Raw genomic sequence first — 18,549 nt, forward strand, 5'->3', positions numbered from 1 at the left:
GCCGTCAAGAAACGGTGAGACAGCCGCCCGCCAAGCCACCGGCCGGTCATAGTGGGCGAGGTGCCCCGCGTCCGCCACCTCCGCATACTCCCCCCGCGGCAGCACCCGCACCATCTCCTGCGCCTCCGCCCGGCCCAGTTCGCCGTCCAGGCCCCGTACGACCAGCGTGGGGCACCGCACCTGGGCCAGTTCCTCCCAGTGCGCGTCGTACACCCAGGTCTCGCGGGAGCTCAGCATCTGCTCGGGCTCGAAGACGGGGCGCCAGCCGTCGGCGGACTCGTGCATGACCTCGGCGTAGAAGGCGCCGCGGGCGGGGTTCGGGCGCTCCGCCCAGGGGTCGTCCTCGCCGAACCACGTGCGGACGTCGGCGAGGGTCGCGAAGGGGACGGGCCAGGACTGGAACCAGTCGGCCCACTCGCGCTGCGAGGCCGCGCCGAGCGCGGAGGCCCGCATGTCGCAGATGATCAGGCCCCGCACCAGGTCGGGGCGCTTGGCGGCGAGCTGCCAGGCGGTCAGCGCGCCCATGGCGTGGCCGATGAGGACGGCGGGGGCGAGGCCGAGCTGTTCGAGGGCGGCCTCGGCGTCCTCGACGTACGCCTCGCGGGTGAAGGCGGCCTGCGCGGACTTGCCGCTCTGGCCGTGCCCGCGCTGGTCGAGCGCGACGGCGCGATACCGGGCGGCGAGCCAGCGGGCGGTCGGCGCCCAGTGCGAGGCGCGGCCCATCAGCCCGTGAAGTAACAGCACGCCCGGAGCGCGGGGCTCCGCCTCCGCCCGGCCGTCCGCCGGGTCCGGGTCCGCCTTGGGCGGGTCGGCGAACTCCCAGGCGGCCAGGCGCACGCCACCCGCTCCCGTCACGTCCATACGCCGCGCCATGGGCCTGGCACCCCCCAGCTCCGCCTGCCTCGTACCGGTGTACTGCCGTACTCGCTCGTACTCGCTGCTGTCGCTGTCGTGCTTGTGGTCGCGCTCGTGGTGGTACTCGCTCTGCCGCCGCAGATTATCGAATATCCATTCGAAAAATCCGTCTCTGCGGACAACACCCCTCATTCGAGTGACACCCGTCCAGGAATGATCGCCGTCACCCAGGGGATCTTTCAGGCGGGAGGCGGACCGCTCGGGGAAAAACGGTCCGAGGGGGCTGACCCTGGGAGCTCGGGGCTCCGGGTCAGCACAGGGGAGGACAGGCCCCGGCGTCGTAAGGCGCCGGGGCCCTCTGCGTTCAGCGCTTGGCGACGAACACGTGGGAGGCGATGTCCGCCTCCAGCTCGGCCGCCTCGCCACCGCTGCCGACCAGCACACCGCCGGCCGACTCGGTCACGCTCACCACGGAGCCGGGCTGCACGCCTGCGCGCCGCAGCGTGTACATCAGCTGGGCGTCGGTCTGGATCGGCTCGCCGATCCGGCGGACGACGACCGTCTTGCCGTCCGCGCCCGGGTCGAGATCGGCCAGCGAGACCATGCCCTCGTCCAGGAACGGGATGGCGCCGTCCTTCTCACCCAGCTCCTCCAGGCCCGGGATCGGATTGCCGTACGGCGACTCGGTGGGGTGCCGCAGCAGCTCCAGCACGCGGCGCTCCACGGCCTCGCTCATCACGTGCTCCCAGCGGCAGGCCTCCGCGTGCACCTGCTCCCACTCCAGGCCGATCACGTCGACGAGGAGGCACTCGGCCAGGCGGTGCTTGCGCATCACGCGCGTGGCGAGCCTTCTGCCCTCGTCCGTCAGCTCCAGGTGGCGGTCGCTGGCCACGGAGACCAGGCCGTCGCGCTCCATGCGCGCCACCGTCTGGCTCACCGTCGGCCCGCTCTGGTCGAGCCGCTCCGCGATGCGGGCTCGCATGGGCACGACGCCTTCCTCTTCGAGTTCGAGGATGGTGCGGAGATACATCTCCGTGGTGTCGATCAGTCCGGACATACGTGCCCCTCGATTACCTCTGCCGGATACCTCTGCCGTAAGTCCGGCGCGTGCGCTGGCCCTGCCACCAATTCTGCCGGATCCCACTGACAAGCGGGGGGCGCCGGGAAAACGCGGGGACCGAACCCGCTCCGGGGCGGCCCCCCTCGGCCGTATTGACACCGCACTGGTCCAGACCGCACGGTGATCCGCGACACAGACGCTGCGAAGGGGCACCGCATGAGCGACGGCACGCCTGCCGACCTGTTCTTCGACGCCGCCATCAACCTGCTGCGGCGGGTCCGCGAGGAGGAGGCCGAGTCGATCCGGGCGGCCGGCACCCTGCTTGCCGACACCGTCGCGGCCGGCGGCCGCCTGTTCGCCTTCGGCGCCGGACACTCCTCGCTGGCCGCGCAGGACGTCGTCTATCGCGCGGGCGGGCTCGCCCTGATGAACCTGCTCGCCGTGCCGGGTGTCGTCGGCGTCGACGTCACCCCGGCGACGCTCGGCTCCGCCCTCGAACGCGTCGACGGCCTCGCGAGCGCCGTCCTCGGCACCTCCCCGGTCCGCGCCGGCGACGCCCTGGTGATCATCTCCCTGTCCGGCCGCAACGCCCTGCCCGTCGAGATGGCCCAGGGTGCCCGCGCCCTGGGTGTGCGGGTCATCGGCGTGACGTCGGTCGCGTACGCCTCGGAGACCCGGTCCCGGCACTCCTCGGGCACCTTCCTGAAGGACCACTGCGACATCGTCCTCGACTCGAAGATCGCCGTCGGCGACGCGGAACTCACCCTCGACACCATCCCGGCGCCCTTCGCCCCCGCCTCCACCGTGGTCACCACCGCCCTCATGCAGGCCGTGATGGCGACCACCGCCGCCACCCTGGCCGAACGCGGCATCGAGCCCCCGCTCCTGCGCTCCGGCAACGTCGACGGCGGCCACGAGTGGAACAGCCGGGTGATGCGGGAGTACGGCGAGCGGATCTTCTACCGGCACTGAGCCCCCGCGGGGCTCAGCCCGCTATGCGCCGCGAGCCTCCTCCGCCAGGTCCAGCGCTGCCGCTATGCGGGCCGCCACGTCCTCGGCGTAGGCCGTGTCCGAGCGTTCGAAGCGGGTACGGGCGGGGCCGCGCAGGAAGGTCACCACGCCGAGCGTCCGGCCCCGGCTGCGCAGTACCGCGCACAGGGCGTGGACCGCGTCGTCGGGCCACTGCCGGGCCAGCGCCCACTGCCGGGCCAGCTCCGCCGGGACCGAGCCGGCGTCCGCGCGGACACTGCCGGCACGCTCCACGCACTGCACCGCCGGGTGACCGGCCGCGTAGCACACGGGCAGCCCGGCCGCGCCGGTGAGCAGGCTCGGCCCCGGCGTCCCGGCGGGCGTCGCGGCGATCCGCACCAGCCGTACGGTGCTTCCCGTCCCGTTCTCACGTCCGTTCTCGCGTCCGTTCTCGTGCGCCCCCGCGCGCGGGGGCGCTGCCACGCGGTCGAGCAGGGCGTGGTCGGCGAAGCCGGCGAGCGCGAAGTCCAGGTGGACGGTGGCCGCCTCGGCCGGGTCCTCGCACTCGGCGGCGGCGCGGGCCGCGCGGTGCAGCTGGTTCGTGCGGAAGCGCAGCAGGGACGCCTCCTGCTCGCCCTGCTTGGCCTCGGTGACGTCCTGGAACAGCCAGCCCACGCCGAGCGGCACCGGTTCCTCCGCGAGCGGCGAGGCCAGCCGTACGAAGCCGCTGCGCCAGCAGCGCCGCTTCTCGCCCTCGGGGGTGCGCAGGGCCACCCACATCTCGGCGGGCGCGGGCGGCGCGCCCTCGGCCAGGACGTGCGTGAGCGCGGCCTCCAGCTCCTCCACGCCCTGCGTGAGCAGTTCGCCGAGCGGTCTGCCGAGCGCCGATGTACGGCCGATACCGAGTGCGCGGGCCGCGTGCGCGTTGACGACGGCGGGCCGCAGGTCGGCGTCGATGAGGACGACGCCCCAGGCCGCGTCCTCGAACAGTGCCTCGCTCAGCGCGATCGACCGCTCCAGATCGATCTGCGCGTGCACCTCGCTGAACGCGCAGTACAGCCCGGCGGGCTTGCCGTCGGGGCCGCGTACGGCCGCGGACTGGGTGCGCACGAGGACCCGGCCGCCGTCCTTGGTGACCAGCGCGAACTCGTGCACCTGCCGGCCCGGCGCGTGCATGGCCGACATCAGCCGGGACTGGACCTCCTCGGCGTCGGCGCTGCGCACCGCCCAGCCGGCGAAGCCGTGCCGCCCGACGGCCTCGGCGGCCGTCCAGCCGAGGATCCGCTCGGCCTCCCGGTTCCAGTGCGTGACGACCCCGTCGGCGTCGAAGGCGCACAGCGCCGCGTCCATGCCGTCGAGGAGCGCGGCGAGCAGATCGGAGCCCCCGGACTCACCGGGCTCGCCCGGCTCGTCCGGTCCCAGTTCGTCGGTGGTCCCACTCCGCCGCGAAGCACTCACCTGGACCCCCTGCAGGCTGTGTCGGCGCCGGTACGGCGCGCGGTTCGCTCACTGGCCTTCATTCAACTGGAACGTGACACAGCCCACACCCTGTTCCCGCAAGTTCCCGGGAATCAATCCCCGCTCCACCGCAGATCCACCCACTCGTCGTGCTCCCCGTCGAGCACATACCGATCGATCTCCGCAAATCCCCGCCGCGCGGCGAATCGCAGCCCGTCCTCGTTCGCCGCCAGCACGCACGTCTCGATCACGGCGGCGCCCAGCACGCGCGCGTGGGCGAGCCCGTCCTCGTACAGGGCCGTCCCGAATCCCCGCCCCCGGAAATCCGGCAGCACGCGCGCGATGACGGTCGCCGCGCCGTCCTCCCCGGCCGGCGGGCGCACGGTGGAGCAGCCGACGAGCACGTCCCCGAGGTAGGCGTTCCGCAGCCGGTACCGCTCCTGGCGTTCCCGGGCGTCCTCCAGGGACATGGCGGCGGGCGGGACGATCACGTTGTGGACGTGCCGCCACTGGTCGAGCATGTCGTCGCCGTCGACGGGGACGATGCGGAGGTTTGTCATGCGCGGGACGGTAGCGAAAAAAGGGGTTGAGCGGCGGCCGGCCACTTCTTAAGGTGTGGAGCACACGAGAAGGGAGGTGGTTCGGCAGATGTATGAATACCGGACGCGTGAGGTGGCTGCGGGCTAGCGGCCCGTCACCACGCTCTGTGCGGTGCCGGACCAGTGCGCGATACGAGCGCACAGCCGGCCAATCCCAAGCAGTCACCCGACCCGCGGGCTGCCGGTACGTCCGGCCGGCTCCTCCTTGAGGAACCCAGCCTGCGGGTCGTCTGCGTTTCCGCCAGGGGTCAGGGGCTCAGGCGCTCCACCCGCCACCTGCCGTCCGGCTGGGCCACGTACCGCAGGCGGTCGTGCAGGCGGTTCGCGCGGCCCTGCCAGAACTCGATCGTCGCGGGGGTGACGCGGAAGCCGCCCCAGTGCGGGGGGACCGGGACCTGCTCGTCCTCGGGGTAGCGGGCCTCCAGCGCGGCGTAGGCGGTGTCCAGTTCGGCGCGCGAGGCGATCACCGAGGACTGCGCGCTGGCCCAGGCGCCCAGCTGGGAGCCGTGCGGGCGGGTGCGGAAGTAGGCGGCGGTCTCGTCGCGGCCGGTGCGCCGGGCGGTGCCGGTGACGATGACCTGGCGGGCGAGCGGGTGCCAGGGGAAGAGCAGGGAGACGTGCGCGTTCTCCGCGAGATCGTGGGCCTTGCGGGAGTCGTAGTTGGTGTAGAAGACGAAGCCGTCGGTGTCGTACTGCTTCATCAGGACCGTGCGTGAGCTGGGGTGACCCGCCGCGTCCGCCGTGGAGACGACCATCGCGTTGGGTTCGTAGACGGTGCCGTGCAGTGCCGCGCGGGCGGCGTCCTCGAACCAGCGGGTGAACTGGTCCATGGGGTGGGTGGCGAGGTCCTGCTCGGCGAGGCCCTCGGCCTGGTACTGCTTGCGCATGGCGGCGGGATCGAGGGCGGGGTCCAGGGAATCCAGGCGGTCCCGGCGGTCCAGGAACGGTTCGCGATCGGTCACGCGGTCATCTTGCCGTACGTGCCGTGGAGGCTTCCTCGAACAGGCATGGCACTCAGTGCCGCTCAGGCTCCCGATACCTGGCACTGAGGGATATCGTGCTGCTTCCGCCGCGGTTGGGTGACCGCCCGCCGATCTGGGCATCACCGGGGTGACACCGCCCGACACATCACGAGGAGCCGCCTGATGTCCGATTTCGTACCCGGACTCGAAGGAGTCGTCGCGTTCGAGACGGAGATCGCCGAACCGGACAAGGAGGGCGGCGCCCTGCGCTACCGGGGCGTCGACATCGAGGACCTGGTCGGCCACGTCTCGTTCGGAAACGTGTGGGGGCTGCTGGTCGACGGCGCCTTCAATCCCGGTCTGCCGCCCGCCGAGCCGTTCCCGATCCCGGTGCACTCCGGTGACATCCGGGTCGACGTGCAGTCGGCGCTCGCCATGCTCGCCCCGGTGTGGGGCCTGAAGCCGCTGCTCGACATCGACGAGCGGCAGGCGCGGGACGATCTCGCGCGGGCCGCCGTGATGGCGCTGTCGTACGTCGCCCAGTCCGCGCGCGGGCAGTCGCTTCCGATGGTGCCGCAGCGGGAGATCGACAAGGCGCAGTCCGTGGTCGAGCGGTTCATGATCCGTTGGCGGGGCGAGCCGGACCCGAAGCATGTCGCGGCCGTCGACGCGTACTGGACCTCCGCGGCCGAGCACGGCATGAACGCGTCGACGTTCACCGCGCGCGTGATCGCCTCGACCGGCGCGGATGTCGCCGCCGCGCTCTCCGGCGCCGTCGGCGCGATGTCCGGGCCGCTGCACGGGGGTGCGCCGTCGCGGGTGCTCGGGATGATCGAGGAGATCGAGCGGACCGGGGACGCGGAGGCGTACGTCAAGCAGGCGCTGGACCGCGGTGAGCGGTTGATGGGCTTCGGGCACCGGGTGTACCGGGCCGAGGATCCGCGGGCGCGCGTACTGCGGCGTACGGCGCGGGAGTTGGGGGCGCCGCGGTTCGAGATCGCGGAGGCGCTGGAGAAGGCCGCGCTGGAGGAGCTGCACAATCGGCGGCCGGATCGTGTGCTGGCGACCAACGTCGAGTTCTGGGCCGCGATCATGCTGGACTTCGCCGAGGTGCCGGCGCACATGTTCACGTCGATGTTCACGTGCGCGCGGACTGCTGGGTGGTCGGCGCACATTCTTGAGCAGAAGCGCACCGGTCGCCTGGTGCGGCCTTCTGCACGGTATGTGGGGCCCGGTCCGCGTAGTCCGCGGGACGTGGAGGGGTTTGCGGATATCGCCCACTGAGAGGGGTGTCTGAGGAGCGCGGGCGACTGCGGCGCCATGGTGGCTGGTCGCGCAGTTCGCCGCGCCCCTGGGGAGTTCACGCCGCCGGTGTCAACAGGTGGCCGTGGTGCCGCTCCGCCACCAGCGGATGTGCCCTCAGCTTGCCCTTCAACTCGTTGTAGCCGTATTCGGCAAGGGGATGGTCGGTGCATGAGGTCCGTTTAGCTCGATCGTGTGATGGTCGGTTGGCGGACGTGCGGCGCCCTGGCCCGACTGGAGTAGCGTCAGCGGTGCGATCTGGGACGCCGGGTGCGGTGTCAGCGTGCGGGGCCCCTGCTCCACCAGAGTGATGGGTCAGGGCCTCCCCGTCGCCACCGGCCACATCCACAGGCCAGATCGTGAGGGACTCCGCCCTACCGGAGCCGGACCACGGACAGGATCCGTGTCGCCGCCCGGTTGAGAAAGCGGACGACCAGTGCGCCCAAGACCGTTCGGGGCGTGCCAGCGCGCGGACTGACTCCGCCCGCTGCCCAGGAACGGTAGCGGACGAGCTTGAGGTCCGGGTGGGGGCGTGCTCGCTGAAGATCGGGTAGACATCGGCGGGCGCGCCAATCGCCTTGAGCAACTCTTGCAGCAGGCGGCGCGCAACTGCGCTGAGCTCGTCGATTTCAGGCCAGGGCCGCCGTGCGCAGCTCGGGCAGGGTGGCCGGCCACTGGTTGGGGCCCTGGAGCCACCAGTACGGCGGCTCGTCGGGGCCGGGGACGCGGGTGGGGCGTTCGGCGCCGATGTCGAGCTGGTCGCGCCAGTCGCGGGCGCCGGCGGTGCGCTCGTCGCCGGTGCGGGTGTAGCCGCGGAAGTGCGGGGAGTTGACGTTGTCGAGGGCGAGCCGGTCGGCCTCGGGGAGGGCGAAGAAGGCGCGCATGGCGGTGAGCAGCGCGTCGGTCTCGGCCTGGGTCACGCCGTGCCCGACGAGCTGGAAGAAGCCGACGTCGTGGGCGGCGCTGTGCAGCTGGGCGTGGAGCAGGGCACGGGCCTGGGGGCCGCGGTCGACGGCCGACAGGTCGATGATCGGGAGCTGGTCGTACGACGGAGTCGCCGTCGCGGTGAGCGAGGTCATGGGTGCGTCCGCAGGGTGTACGGGGGCATGGGCAGCCGCCGAGGGTGAGGCGGCCCCGGGTGCTACAAAGGGAAAGAAGAGAGGAGAAGGGGCTGGTCAGGCGGAGTGGCGCCGACAGCCCATGCTCGTGACGCGCACGTAGTCCACGTGGCGGCGGCGGACGAGCATCGGAAGCATGCGGAAAGGGTACTGCGCCGCGCCGGATACGGGTATGGCCCGCCTCACTGGCTCAGAACTTTCCCCACACGCGCACCGTACGGTGTCCGTCCAGCGCGTCGGCTATCAGCGTGCCGAACTCCTCGGTGAACTCCGGCCAGTTCCAGAACTCGAAGCCCAGGTGTCCGAAGGCGAAGTAGTCCCAGGCCCAGGTCCACTCGGGCAGGGGGACGGCGGCGGCGCAGGCGGGGCAGTCGACGTCGGCCTCGCCGGTCTCGCCCCAGCGGTGTATCGCCCTGCCGTACGGCTCCCAGGCCGCGTCGATCCGGTCGTACTCCTCGGTGTACAGGCGGATCGTGGCCGTACAGCGCGGGCAGCGGGCCCAGTCGGCCTCGCCCTGGCCGCCGTGGAAGACCGTGCGCCCGGTGATCACGGTCAGGCCGTCGGTCGGCTGCCAGCGGGCGTCCCCCGGATCGACCGCGCGGTCCCAGCGCGGGCCGGGCAGGTGGTGTCCGAAGGAGCGGTCGGCGCGCTCGGCCAGCACGATGCCCTCCGCCACGAGCAGGTCGAGCACGCGCTCGGCGAGGCGCGGCGCCTCGGCGGCGGTGGCGTCGAGATCGACGATCGTCTGAAACGTGTCCCCCATGCCGGAAACCGTAGCCGCCGCCACTGACAACGGCTCAGCCGAGCGCCTGTTCCAGCAGGTCGGCCCACTGGGCGACGACCCGTTCGCGGCGTGCGGTGTCGTCGGTGAGGAGGTTGGCGAGGCCGAGGCCGCGGGCCATGTCGAGGAGGCCCTGGACGGTCTCGCGGACGCCGGGGCGGGACTCGTCGGCGCCGAGGAGTTCCACGGCGATGCGGTGGCTCTCACGGCCGACGCGGGCCTCCAGTTCGGTCACGCGCGCGCGGAGCTGGTCCTCGTTGGAGGCGGCGACCCACAGGTGCAGGGCGGCGCGGAAGAGCGGGCCGGTGTAGAGGCCGACGAGCGCCGCGACGACGGCCCGGCGGTCGGCGGGGCCGTCCGGGAAGAGGTCCCGCAGCGCGGTGGAGCGCTCCTCGGCGACGTACTCGACGGCCGCGGTGAACAGGTCCTCGCGGGTCGGGAAGTGGTGCTGGGCGGCGCCCCGGGAGACGCCGGCGCGTTCGGCGACGACGGCGACGGTGGAGCCCGCCCAGCCGTGCTCGGCCAGGCAGGCCACGGCGGCCTCCAGGAGCCGCTGCCGGGTGGCCCGGCTGCGGTCCTGTTTGGGCGCGCGGTCGCGTTCCCTGGGCGCGGGGTTCTGCTCCGCCGTCATGCTCATCCGGTCACACCACCCACGCCGCGTCCCGCTTCTCCAGGAAGGCCGTCATCCCCTCCCGGGCCGGGCCGGAGGCGAACAGCCGGGCCGAGAGCCCGGTCAGCTCCGCCGCGTCCCGGTCGAATGTCTCCAGCACCCTAGCCGTGAGCAGCCGTTTCGTCTCGGCCAGGGCCTGCGGCGAGGAGCGGCGCAGGCCGTCGAGGATCGGGGCGAGTGCCTCGTCCACGTCGTCCGCGGTCGTGGTCAGCAGGCCCAGGCGTACGGCCTCGGCCGGGTCGAAGCGTTCGCCGGTGAGGTAGTAGCGGGCCAGGGCGCGGGGGTCGGTGCGCGGGATCACCGGCAGGGAGATCACCGCGGGGGCGACCCCGATGCGGACCTCGGTGAAGGCGAAGGTGGCCGTGCGGGACGCGGCGGCGATGTCGCAGGCGGCGAGCAGGCCGAGGCCGCCCGCGCGGACGTGGCCGGTGACCCGGGCGACGACCGGTCTGGGCAGCTCGACGATCTGCCGGAGCAGGCCCACCAGCGCGTCGGGGTGCGGTGGGTCGCGCAGGTCGGCGCCCGCGCTGAAGGTGTTTCCGGTGTGGGTGAGGACGACGGCCCGTACGTCCTCGTCCGCGGCGCAGTCGGCCAGCGCGCTCGCGAGGCCGGAGACGAGGGCGGCGGAGAGCGCGTTGCGGGTGCCGGTGGCGTCGAGGCTGAGGGTCTCGACGCCACGCGCGCGCGTGCGGCCGATCGGTGAGCTCACGGGTGCTCCCTGAGGTCCCTGAGCTCGCGGCGCAGGATCTTGCCGGAGGCCGCGCGCGGGACGGTGTCGATGAAGGTGATCCGGCGGACGCGCTTGTAGGGCGCGACCCGTTCGGCGACGTACAGCATGATCTCGTTCTCCGTCAGCTCCTCGGCGGCCTCGGCCCGGCGGACGACGAAGGCGTGCGGGATCTCGTTGCCGTCGTCGTCGTAGGTGCCGATGACGGCGGCGTCGGCGATGCCGGGGTGGGTCAGGAGCAGCGCCTCCAGTTCGGCGGGGGCCACCTGGAAGCCCTTGTACTTGATCAGCTCCTTCACCCGGTCCACGACGTACAGCCAGCCGTCGGCGTCGATGTGCCCGACGTCTCCGGTGTGCAGCCAGCCGTCGGTGTCGATCATGGCGGTGGTGGCGTCGGGGCGGCCGAGGTAGCCCCGCATCACCTGGGGGCCGCGGATCAGGATCTCGCCCGCCTCGCCGGTGCCGAGGTCCTTGCCGGGGTCGTCCAGGGAGACGATCCGCATCTCGGTGCCGGCGATGAGGCGGCCGACCGTGCCGGCGGGCGCGTCGTGCAGCCGGGCGAGCGGGACGACGTGCGAACCCGGTGACAGTTCCGTCATGCCGTAGGCCTGGCCGATCGGGGGCAGGCCGAGCCGCTCGGCGCACGCGCGCGCGAGGTGCGCGTCCAGCGGGGCGGCGGCGCTGATGACGTACTTCAGCGAGGACAGGTCGTAGTCGGCGACCGCGGGGTGCTTGGCGAGGGCGAGGACGATCGGCGGGGCGACGTACAGGCCGGTGATGCGGTGGTTCTGGACGGCCGCGAGGAATGTCTCCAGCTCGAAGCGGGGCAGCACGACGACCGTGGCGCCCTGGCGCAGCGGCGCGTTCATCAGGGCGGTGAGGCCGTAGATGTGGAAGAACGGCAGGACGGCGAGGATGCGGTCGCCGGGGGTGGCCGGGACGGCGGGCTCCAGCTGGGCGAGGTTGGTGGCGATCTGCCGGTGGGTGAGCATCACGCCCTTGGGGATGCCGGTGGTACCTGAGGAGTACGGCAGCGCCGCTATGTCCTCGGCCGGGTCTATGCCGGGCCGGGGCTCGGGGGCGGTGGACGCGAGCATGTCGATCAGGGACCGGTGCCCGCTCGCGCTGTCGCAGACGAAGATCTCCCGTACACCGCCCGAGAGTTCGGCGGCCCGGCGGGCCGTGCCCAGCAGCGGTGAGATGGTGACGATCCAGCGGGCGCCACTGTCGCGGAGCTGTTTGGCGAACTCCTCGGGCGTGGCGAGCGGGTGCACCGTGGTGACGGAGGCACCCGCGCGCGTGGCCGCGTAGAAGGCGGTCGGGAAGGCGATCGTGTTGGGGCTGTGCAGGGCGAGGACATCGCCCTTGCGGACGCCCGCGTCGGCGAGACCGGCGGCGATGCGCCGGTGGAACCGGTCCACCTGCGCGTACGTGAGCGTGGTGCCGTCCGTGCCGTCGATCAGGGCCGGCTGCTCGCCGAAGCGGGCCGCGTGGCCCAGGACGGCCTCGTGGATGGGGAGTTCTACGGGCGGGACGTCTGCGTACTCGCTGCGGAACACGGTTCCTCCAGGCGGATGCGGGCGGCCCACAGGGGTGGGCGCGGCTCAGTACGACTCGGCTCAGTCGACTCGGCTCAGTACGACTTGGGCAGACCGAGCGTCTGATGGGAGACGTAGTTGAGAATCATCTCCCGGCTCACCGGGGCGATACGAGCCACGCGCGCGGCCGTTATCAGCGAGGCGAGGCCGAACTCGCGCGTGAGGCCGTTGCCGCCGAGGGTGTGCACGGCCTGGTCGACGGCCTTCACACAGGCCTCACCGGCCGCGTACTTGGCCATGTTGGCGGCCTCGCCCGCGCCCATGTCGTCGCCGGCGTCGTAGAGACGGGCCGCCTTCTGCATCATCAGCCGGGCCAGTTCCAGGTCGATGTGCGCCTGTGCCAGGGGGTGGGCGACGGCCTGGTGGGCGCCGATGGGGGTCTTCCAGACGGTGCGGTCGCGGGCGTACTCGACGGCCTTTGCGAGGGCGTACCGGCCCATGCCGATCGCGAAGGCGGCCGTCATGATCCGCTCGGGGTTGAGGCCCGCGAACAGCTGCAGGAGGCCCGCGTCCTCGTCGCCGACGAGCGCGTCGGCGGGCAGTCGTACGTCGTCCAGGACCAGTTCGAACTGCTTCTCCGCCGCGTTCAGTTCCATGTCGATCGGGCGCTTGTGGAAGCCTTCGGCGTCCGTCGGGACGATGAACAGGCAGGGCTTGAGACGTCCGGTACGGGCGTCCTCGGTGCGGCCGACGATCAGGACGGCGTCGGCCATGTCGACACCGGAGATGAAGACCTTGCGGCCGGTGAGGAGCCAGTCGGTGCCGTCGCGGCGGGCCGTGGTGGTGATGCGGTGGCTGTTGGAGCCGGCGTCGGGTTCGGTGATGCCGAAGGCCATGAGACGGGTGCCGTCGGCGATTCCGGGGAGCCACGCCTGTTTCTGGGCCTCGGTGCCGAAGCGGGCGATCACGGTGCCGCAGATGGCCGGGGAGACGACGAGCATGAGGAGGGGGGAGCCTGCGGCGCCCAGCTCCTCCAGGACGATGGAGAGTTCGGTGATGCCGCCGCCCCCGCCGCCGTACTCCTCCGGGAGGTTGACGCCGAGGTAGCCGAGTTTGCCCGCGTCGGACCAGAGTTCGGCGGGGGGTTTGCCTTCGGCGACCGTGCGGACGAGGTAGTCGCGGCCGTAACGCGTGCCGAGGGCGGCTACCGCGGCGCGTAGGGCCTTGTGTTCTTCGGTTTCGGCGACGGACGTCATGGGGCTCCTAGGAAGAAGGTTCTTCGACTACGGCCAGCAGCGTTCCTGGCTCCACTTGCTGTCCGGCGGTCACCGGGAGGGCGGTGAGTGTGCCCGCCGCCGGTGCCGAGATCTGGTGCTGCATCTTCATCGCCTCCAGCCAGATCAGCGGCTGTCCGGCCTGGACGGGCGCCCCTTCCGTCAGGCCCTCGGCGATGCGGACGACCGTGCCCGGCATGGGGGCGAGCAGGGAGCCTGGGGCCAGGTGGGCCGTGGGGTCGGGGAAGCGGGGGAGGGCGGTGAGACGGATGGCGTTGACATGGACCTGGTTGCCGTACGCGGAGACCTCGAACCGGCGTTGTACGCCGTCCACTTCGAGGACGACCACGCGCGCGCCCGCGTGCACGACGCGCACGCCCTCCGCTGTGAGGCCGTCACGCGTGTGCGTGTAGTGGACCTCGTGCTCCTCGCCCGCCATCTCGTACCGCTTGACCTGCGGCCGCGAGGGCAGGTTGCGCCAGCCGCCGAAGCGTGAGCGGCCGTGGGCGTCGGCCAGGGCGGCCGCCAGGGGGGCGTACGGGTCGGGGGCGGGTGAGGTGAGGGCGGCGAGGTGGCGGGCGTAGAAGCCGGTGTCCATGCGGGCGCCGGTGAACTCCTCGTGGCGCAAGGAGCGGACCAGCAGGTCACGGTTGGTGGCGGGGCCGTGGATCACGGCGCTGTCGAGGGCGCCCGCGAGTTTGCGGAGCGCCTCCGCGCGCGTGGGGGCGTGGGCGACGACCTTGGCGAGCATCGGGTCGTAGTGCACGCCGATGGTGTCGCCGTCGCTGTAGCCGGTGTCCAGGCGGACGCCTGCCGGTACGGCGAGCCGGTGCAGGGTGCCGGTCTGCGGGGTCCAGTCGCGCGCGGGGTCCTCGGCGTACAGGCGGGCCTCGATCGCGTGCCCACGCGCGCGTGGGGGGTCTTTCGGGAGTGCCCGGCCCTCGGCGATGCGGAGTTGCTCGGCAACCAGGTCGAGGCCGAACACCTCTTCCGTCACCGGGTGTTCGACCTGGAGGCGGGTGTTCATCTCCAGGAAGTGCGCGCGGCCGTCGGCGACGAGGAACTCGACGGTGCCCGCGCCCACGTACGACACGGAGCGCGCGGCGCGTACGGCCAGCGTGCGCAACTCCTCCGCGAGCCCCTCGGAGAGGGCGGGCGCCGGGGCCTCCTCGATGACCTTCTGGTGCCGGCGCTGGAGCGAGCAGTCGCGCGTGCCGAGCGGCCAGACGGTGCCGTGGGTGTCGGCGAGGATCTGCACCTCGACATGGCGGCCGTGCTCCAGGTACGGCTCCACGAAGACCTCGCCGTCACCGAAGGCGCTCGTGGCCTCGGCGCGCGCACCCTCCAGTGCGGCGCTCAGCTCCTCCAGGCGGCGCACGATCCGCATCCCACGCCCGCCGCCGCCGGCGGCCGCCTTCACCAGGACCGGCAGATCGGCCTGCGTGACGTCGGCCGCGTCCAGGGGCGCGAGCCCCATCAGCTCTTTCGCCCGCGTCTTGGACGCCATCGCCTCGATGGCCTCGGGGGACGGGCCGATCCAGGTCAGGCCGGCGTCGAGGACCGCGCGCGCGAAGTCGGCGTTCTCGGAGAGGAAGCCGTAGCCGGGGTGCACGGCCTCCGCGCCGGCGGCCAGCGCGGCCTTCACGATCAGGTCGCCGCGCAGATACGTCTCGGCGGGCGCCACGCCCGGCAGCCGTACCGCCATGTCGGCCACGCGCGCGTGGAGGGCGTTCTCGTCGGCGTCCGAATGCACGGCGACCGTCCGGATCCCCGTCTCACGGCAGGTGCGGACGATCCGGCAGGCGATCTCGCCCCGGTTGGCGACGAGCAGTGTCGTAATCACGTGATGCCTCACATCCGGAAGACGCCGAAGCCGCCGCGCGCGCCCTCGTAGGGCGCGGTGTGGATCGCGGACAGGCACAGGCCGAGGACGGTGCGGGTGTCGCGCGGGTCGATGACGCCGTCGTCGTACAGCCGCCCGGACAGGAACATCGGCAGCGACTCGGACTCGATCTGCTGCTCCACCATGGCGCGCAGCGCCGCGTCCGCGTCCTCGTCGTACGGCTGCCCCTTCGCCGCCGCCGACTGCCGGGCGACGATCGACAGCACGCCCGCCAGCTGCTGCGGGCCCATGACGGCGGACTTGGCGCTGGGCCAGGCGAACAGGAAGCGGGGGTCGTAGGCGCGCCCGCACATGCCGTAGTGCCCGGCGCCGTACGACGCGCCCATCAGCACGGACAGGTGCGGGACTCGGCTGTTGCTGACCGCGTTGATCATCATCGCGCCGTGCTTGATGATCCCGCCCTGCTCGTACTCCCTGCCGACCATGTAGCCGGTGGTGTTGTGCAGGAAGAGCAGCGGGATGTCACGCTGGTTGGCGAGCTGGATGAACTGGGCGGCCTTCTGCGACTCGGCGCTGAAGAGGACCCCTTGGGCGTTCGCGAGGATGCCCACCGGATAGCCGTGCAGGGCCGCCCAGCCGGTCACCAGACTCGTCCCGTACAGCGGCTTGAACTCGTCGAAGTCGGAGGCGTCCACGATCCGGGCGATGACCTCGCGCGGGTCGAAGGGGGTCTTGAGGTCGCCGGGAACGATCCCGAGCAGCTCCTCGTTGTCGTATTTGGGTGGCTCTGCGAAGGGGGGATCGGGATGGGCCTTGCGGTGGTTGAGGCGGGCGACCACGCGGCGGGCCTGGCGCAGCGCGTCCGGCTCGTCGACGGCGAAGTGGTCGGCGAGGCCCGACACGCGCGCGTGCATCTCGGCGCCGCCCAGGGACTCGTCGTCGCTCTCCTCGCCGGTGGCCATCTTCACCAGCGGCGGCCCGCCGAGGAACACCTTCGCCCGCTCCTTGACCATGATCACGTGGTCGGACATGCCGGGGACATAGGCGCCGCCGGCGGTGGAGTTGCCGAAGACGACCGCGATGGTCGGGATGCCGGCGGCGGACAGCCTCGTGAGGTCCCGGAAGATGGCGCCGCCGGGGATGAAGATCTCCTTCTGGGACGGCAGGTCGGCCCCGCCCGACTCGACCAGGCTGATGCAGGGCAGCCGGTTGGCGAGCGCGATGTCGTTGGCGCGCAGGGCCTTCTTCAGGCTCCATGGGTTGCTCGCGCCGCCGCGCACGGTCGGGTCGTTGGCGGTGATCAGGCACTCCACGCCCTCGACCACCCCGATCCCGGTGACGAGCGAGGCGCCGACCGTATAGTCGCTCCCCCAGCCGGCCAGCGGGGACAGCTCCAGGAAGGGCGTGTCGGGGTCGAGGAGCAGCTCGATCCGCTCCCGGGCGAGCAACTTGCCGCGCTCGCGGTGCCGTCGGACATACTTCTCGCCTCCGCCGGCGAGCGCCTTGGCGTGCTCGGCGTCGAGTTCGGCGAGCTTGGCGAGCATGGCCTCGCGGTGGGCGCGGTGGTCGGGGCTGCCCGGGTCAAGGGCCGAGGTCAGGGTGGTCACAGCAAGGCCTCCGGGATGTCCAGGTGGCGGGAGCGCAGCCATTCGCCGAGGGCCTTGGCCTGCGGGTCGAAGCGGGCCTGCGCGGCGACGCCGGCGCCGAGGATGCCCTCGACGACGAAGTTGACCGCGCGGAGGTTCGGCAGCGCATGCCGGGTGACGGGCAGCTCCGCGCTCTCGGGGATCAGCTGCCGGAACCTGTCGGCGGTCAGTTCGTGCGCGAGCCACCGCCAGGCGTCGTCGGTACGGGCCCAGACGCCGACGTTGGCGTTCCCGCCCTTGTCCCCGCTGCGGGCCCCGGCGACCAGCCCGAGGGGTGCGCGCCGGGTCGGTCCGGTGGGGAGCGGGTCCGGGAGGGCCGGTTCCGGTACGGGAGCCAGGGGCTGGGTGTCCTGGGGCGGCGCCACAGGGATACGGCGTCCGTCGTAGAGGACCGCCACATGGTCTACGGCGCCATGGGGGACGTACACATCCTCGAAGACGCCATAAGGGGAGCCCTTCCCGGGTGGCGAGAGCACATGGAAGCCCGGGTAGCTGGCCAGCGCCAGCTCCACGGCGGCCGCGCCCAGCGCCCGCCCGACGACCCGTTCGTCCGGGTCCCGTACGACGAGCCGCAGCAGGGCGCTGGCGGTCTCCTCGGTGCCGGCGTCGGCCCGGTCGGTCCGCACCAGCTCCCAACGGGCCTCGGCGGGCGGTGACGTGGCCAGGGCGTCGGCCAACTGGGCCCGCACGAGTTCGGCCTTGGCCTCGATGTCGAGTCCGGTGAGGACGAAGCCGACCTCGTTGCGAAAGCCGCCGAGCCGGTTGAGCCCGACCTTGAGCGTCGGCGGCGGCGCCTCGCCGCGCACCCCCTCGATCCGCACCCGGTCCGGCCCGTCCTGGCTCAGCCGTACGGTGTCCAGCCGGGCGGTGACATCGGGCCCGGCGTACCGGCCGCCGCCCGTCTCGTACAGCAGCTGCGCGGTGACCGTGCCGACGTCGACCAGGCCGCCGGTGCCGGGGTGCTTGGTGACGACGCTGCTGCCGTCGGCGTGGATCTCGGCGAGCGGGAACCCGGGCCGGCGTACGTCCCCCTCCTGGAAGAAGGCGTAGTTGCCGCCGGTGGCCTGGGTGCCGCACTCCAGCACATGTCCGGCGACGACGGCGCCCGCGAGCCGGTCGTACTCCCCCGGCTGCCAGCCGAAGTGCGCGGCGGCGGGCCCGGTGACCAGGGCCGCGTCCGTCACCCGCCCGGTGACGACGATGTCCGCGCCGGCCCGCAGGCATGCGGCGATGCCGAAGCCGCCGAGGTAGGCGTGGGCGGCGAGGGTGCCGATGGGGGTCCCCCCTGGTCGAGCGAGGTCGAGAGCTTGGGGGCGGGCGGCGGTGAGGTCGTCGCCCTCGACGTGCGCGACACGGACGGGGATGCCGAGCCGTTCCGCCAGCTCCCGCACGGCGGTGGCGAGTCCGGCCGGATTCAGCCCGCCGGCATTGGTGACGATCTTGACGTGCCGCTCGTGGGCGAGCCCGAGGCAGTCCTCCAGCTGGCGCAGGAAGGTGCGGGCGTAACCGGCGGCGGGGTCCTTCAGCCGGTCGCGGGCGAGGATCAGCATGGTGAGCTCGGCGAGGTAGTCGCCGGTGAGGACGTCGAGTTCGCCGCCGGTGAGCATCTCGCGCAGGGCGTCGAAGCGGTCGCCATAGAAGCCGGAGAAGTTGCCTATGCGCAGGGGGTGCGGGGCGTGTGGGGTGTGCGGGGTGAGCGGGGTGTGCGGGGTGTGCGGGGTGTGCGGGGTGTGCGGGGTGTGCGGGG

General features: G+C 72.5%; 15 protein-coding genes and 1 pseudogene. 2 read left to right on the plus strand and 14 right to left on the minus strand.

The annotated features are described in order from the left end of the window. A partial coding sequence (locus tag LE548_RS18035) for an alpha/beta fold hydrolase (protein ID WP_225097894.1) occupies positions 1-873 on the minus strand: 873 nt, incomplete at its 3' end. Between the two features lie 346 nt (positions 874-1,219). Continuing rightward, complete coding sequence (locus tag LE548_RS18040; protein ID WP_225097895.1) at positions 1,220-1,912, minus strand: metal-dependent transcriptional regulator; 693 nt, start codon at positions 1,910-1,912, stop codon at positions 1,220-1,222. A gap of 219 nt (positions 1,913-2,131) precedes the next feature. Here LE548_RS18040 and LE548_RS18045 point away from each other — a divergent pair, with 219 nt between their 5' ends. Beyond that, positions 2,132-2,887, plus strand: a complete 756-nt coding sequence (locus LE548_RS18045; protein WP_225097896.1) for an SIS domain-containing protein — start codon at positions 2,132-2,134, stop codon at positions 2,885-2,887. Positions 2,888-2,908: 21 nt separating this feature from the next. Here LE548_RS18045 and LE548_RS18050 read toward each other — a convergent pair whose 3' ends face one another. The 3 genes from LE548_RS18050 to pdxH all read right to left on the minus strand — a co-directional run bounded on the left by LE548_RS18050 (position 2,909) and on the right by pdxH (position 5,903). Continuing rightward, the gene (locus LE548_RS18050; RefSeq protein WP_225097897.1) at positions 2,909-4,342 is read right to left on the minus strand and encodes a PAS domain-containing protein; all 1,434 of its coding nucleotides are present in this window, start codon (positions 4,340-4,342) and stop codon (positions 2,909-2,911) included. Positions 4,343-4,455: 113 nt separating this feature from the next. Further along, positions 4,456-4,902, minus strand: coding sequence for a GNAT family N-acetyltransferase (locus LE548_RS18055; protein WP_225097898.1), 447 nt, complete (start codon positions 4,900-4,902; stop codon positions 4,456-4,458). Positions 4,903-5,189: 287 nt separating this feature from the next. Then, positions 5,190-5,903: a pyridoxamine 5'-phosphate oxidase gene (gene pdxH, locus LE548_RS18060; RefSeq protein ID WP_374116124.1), complete on the minus strand. Its 714-nt coding sequence runs from the start codon at positions 5,901-5,903 to the stop codon at positions 5,190-5,192. A 183-nt stretch (positions 5,904-6,086) separates the two neighbouring features. Here pdxH and LE548_RS18065 point away from each other — a divergent pair, with 183 nt between their 5' ends. Beyond that, positions 6,087-7,187 (plus strand): citrate synthase 2, encoded by a 1,101-nt coding sequence (locus LE548_RS18065; RefSeq protein WP_225097899.1) that lies wholly within the window; start codon positions 6,087-6,089, stop codon positions 7,185-7,187. Positions 7,188-7,698: 511 nt separating this feature from the next. Here the strand turns inward: LE548_RS18065 and LE548_RS46520 are convergent. The 9 genes and pseudogenes from LE548_RS46520 to LE548_RS18110 all read right to left on the minus strand — a co-directional run. Continuing rightward, positions 7,699-8,284: pseudogene (locus LE548_RS46520) on the minus strand (2-oxoglutarate and iron-dependent oxygenase domain-containing protein); the annotation flags it as partial. A 229-nt stretch (positions 8,285-8,513) separates the two neighbouring features. Beyond that, entirely contained in the window at positions 8,514-9,086 is a 573-nt protein-coding gene (locus LE548_RS18075; RefSeq protein WP_225097900.1) for a hypothetical protein, read from the minus strand. A 34-nt stretch (positions 9,087-9,120) separates the two neighbouring features. After that, positions 9,121-9,735: a TetR/AcrR family transcriptional regulator gene (locus LE548_RS18080; RefSeq protein ID WP_225098131.1), complete on the minus strand. Its 615-nt coding sequence runs from the start codon at positions 9,733-9,735 to the stop codon at positions 9,121-9,123. 10 nt (positions 9,736-9,745) lie between these two features. Further along, on the minus strand, positions 9,746-10,483 hold the full coding sequence (locus LE548_RS18085) for an enoyl-CoA hydratase family protein (protein ID WP_225097901.1): 738 nt from the start codon (positions 10,481-10,483) through the stop codon (positions 9,746-9,748). Further along, positions 10,480-12,060: a 4-coumarate--CoA ligase family protein gene (locus LE548_RS18090; RefSeq protein WP_225097902.1), complete on the minus strand. Its 1,581-nt coding sequence runs from the start codon at positions 12,058-12,060 to the stop codon at positions 10,480-10,482. The genes LE548_RS18085 and LE548_RS18090 overlap by 4 nt, the downstream gene beginning before the upstream one ends. A gap of 74 nt (positions 12,061-12,134) precedes the next feature. Further along, entirely contained in the window at positions 12,135-13,295 is a 1,161-nt protein-coding gene (locus LE548_RS18095; protein WP_225097903.1) for an acyl-CoA dehydrogenase family protein, read from the minus strand. A gap of 7 nt (positions 13,296-13,302) precedes the next feature. Continuing rightward, a complete protein-coding gene (locus LE548_RS18100) occupies positions 13,303-15,156 on the minus strand; it encodes a biotin carboxylase N-terminal domain-containing protein (RefSeq protein ID WP_225097904.1) in 1,854 nt (617 codons plus the stop codon). Between the two features lie 8 nt (positions 15,157-15,164). Continuing rightward, positions 15,165-16,763, minus strand: a complete 1,599-nt coding sequence (locus tag LE548_RS18105; RefSeq protein ID WP_225097905.1) for a carboxyl transferase domain-containing protein — start codon at positions 16,761-16,763, stop codon at positions 15,165-15,167. Then, complete coding sequence (locus LE548_RS18110) at positions 16,760-18,466, minus strand: acyclic terpene utilization AtuA family protein (protein WP_225098132.1); 1,707 nt, start codon at positions 18,464-18,466, stop codon at positions 16,760-16,762. The genes LE548_RS18105 and LE548_RS18110 overlap by 4 nt, the downstream gene beginning before the upstream one ends. Between the last annotated feature and the right edge of the window lie 83 nt (positions 18,467-18,549).

Origin of the sequence: Streptomyces sp. CoH27, from assembly GCF_020181035.1 — a bacterium.
GTDB lineage: Bacteria > Actinomycetota > Actinomycetes > Streptomycetales > Streptomycetaceae > Streptomyces > Streptomyces camelliae.

What these genes read in the sequence shown, in the direction of transcription:
- LE548_RS18075 (WP_225097900.1), bottom strand. Translation starts at nt 9,086, where the DNA reads ATGGGGGACACGTTTCAGACGATCGTCGATCTCGACGCCACCGCCGCC.
- LE548_RS18080 (WP_225098131.1), bottom strand. Translation starts at nt 9,735, where the DNA reads ATGACGGCGGAGCAGAACCCCGCGCCCAGGGAACGCGACCGCGCGCCC.
- LE548_RS18045 (WP_225097896.1), top strand. Translation starts at nt 2,132, where the DNA reads ATGAGCGACGGCACGCCTGCCGACCTGTTCTTCGACGCCGCCATCAAC.
- LE548_RS18040 (WP_225097895.1), bottom strand. Translation starts at nt 1,912, where the DNA reads ATGTCCGGACTGATCGACACCACGGAGATGTATCTCCGCACCATCCTC.
- LE548_RS18055 (WP_225097898.1), bottom strand. Translation starts at nt 4,902, where the DNA reads ATGACAAACCTCCGCATCGTCCCCGTCGACGGCGACGACATGCTCGAC.
- LE548_RS18065 (WP_225097899.1), top strand. Translation starts at nt 6,087, where the DNA reads ATGTCCGATTTCGTACCCGGACTCGAAGGAGTCGTCGCGTTCGAGACG.
- LE548_RS18095 (WP_225097903.1), bottom strand. Translation starts at nt 13,295, where the DNA reads ATGACGTCCGTCGCCGAAACCGAAGAACACAAGGCCCTACGCGCCGCG.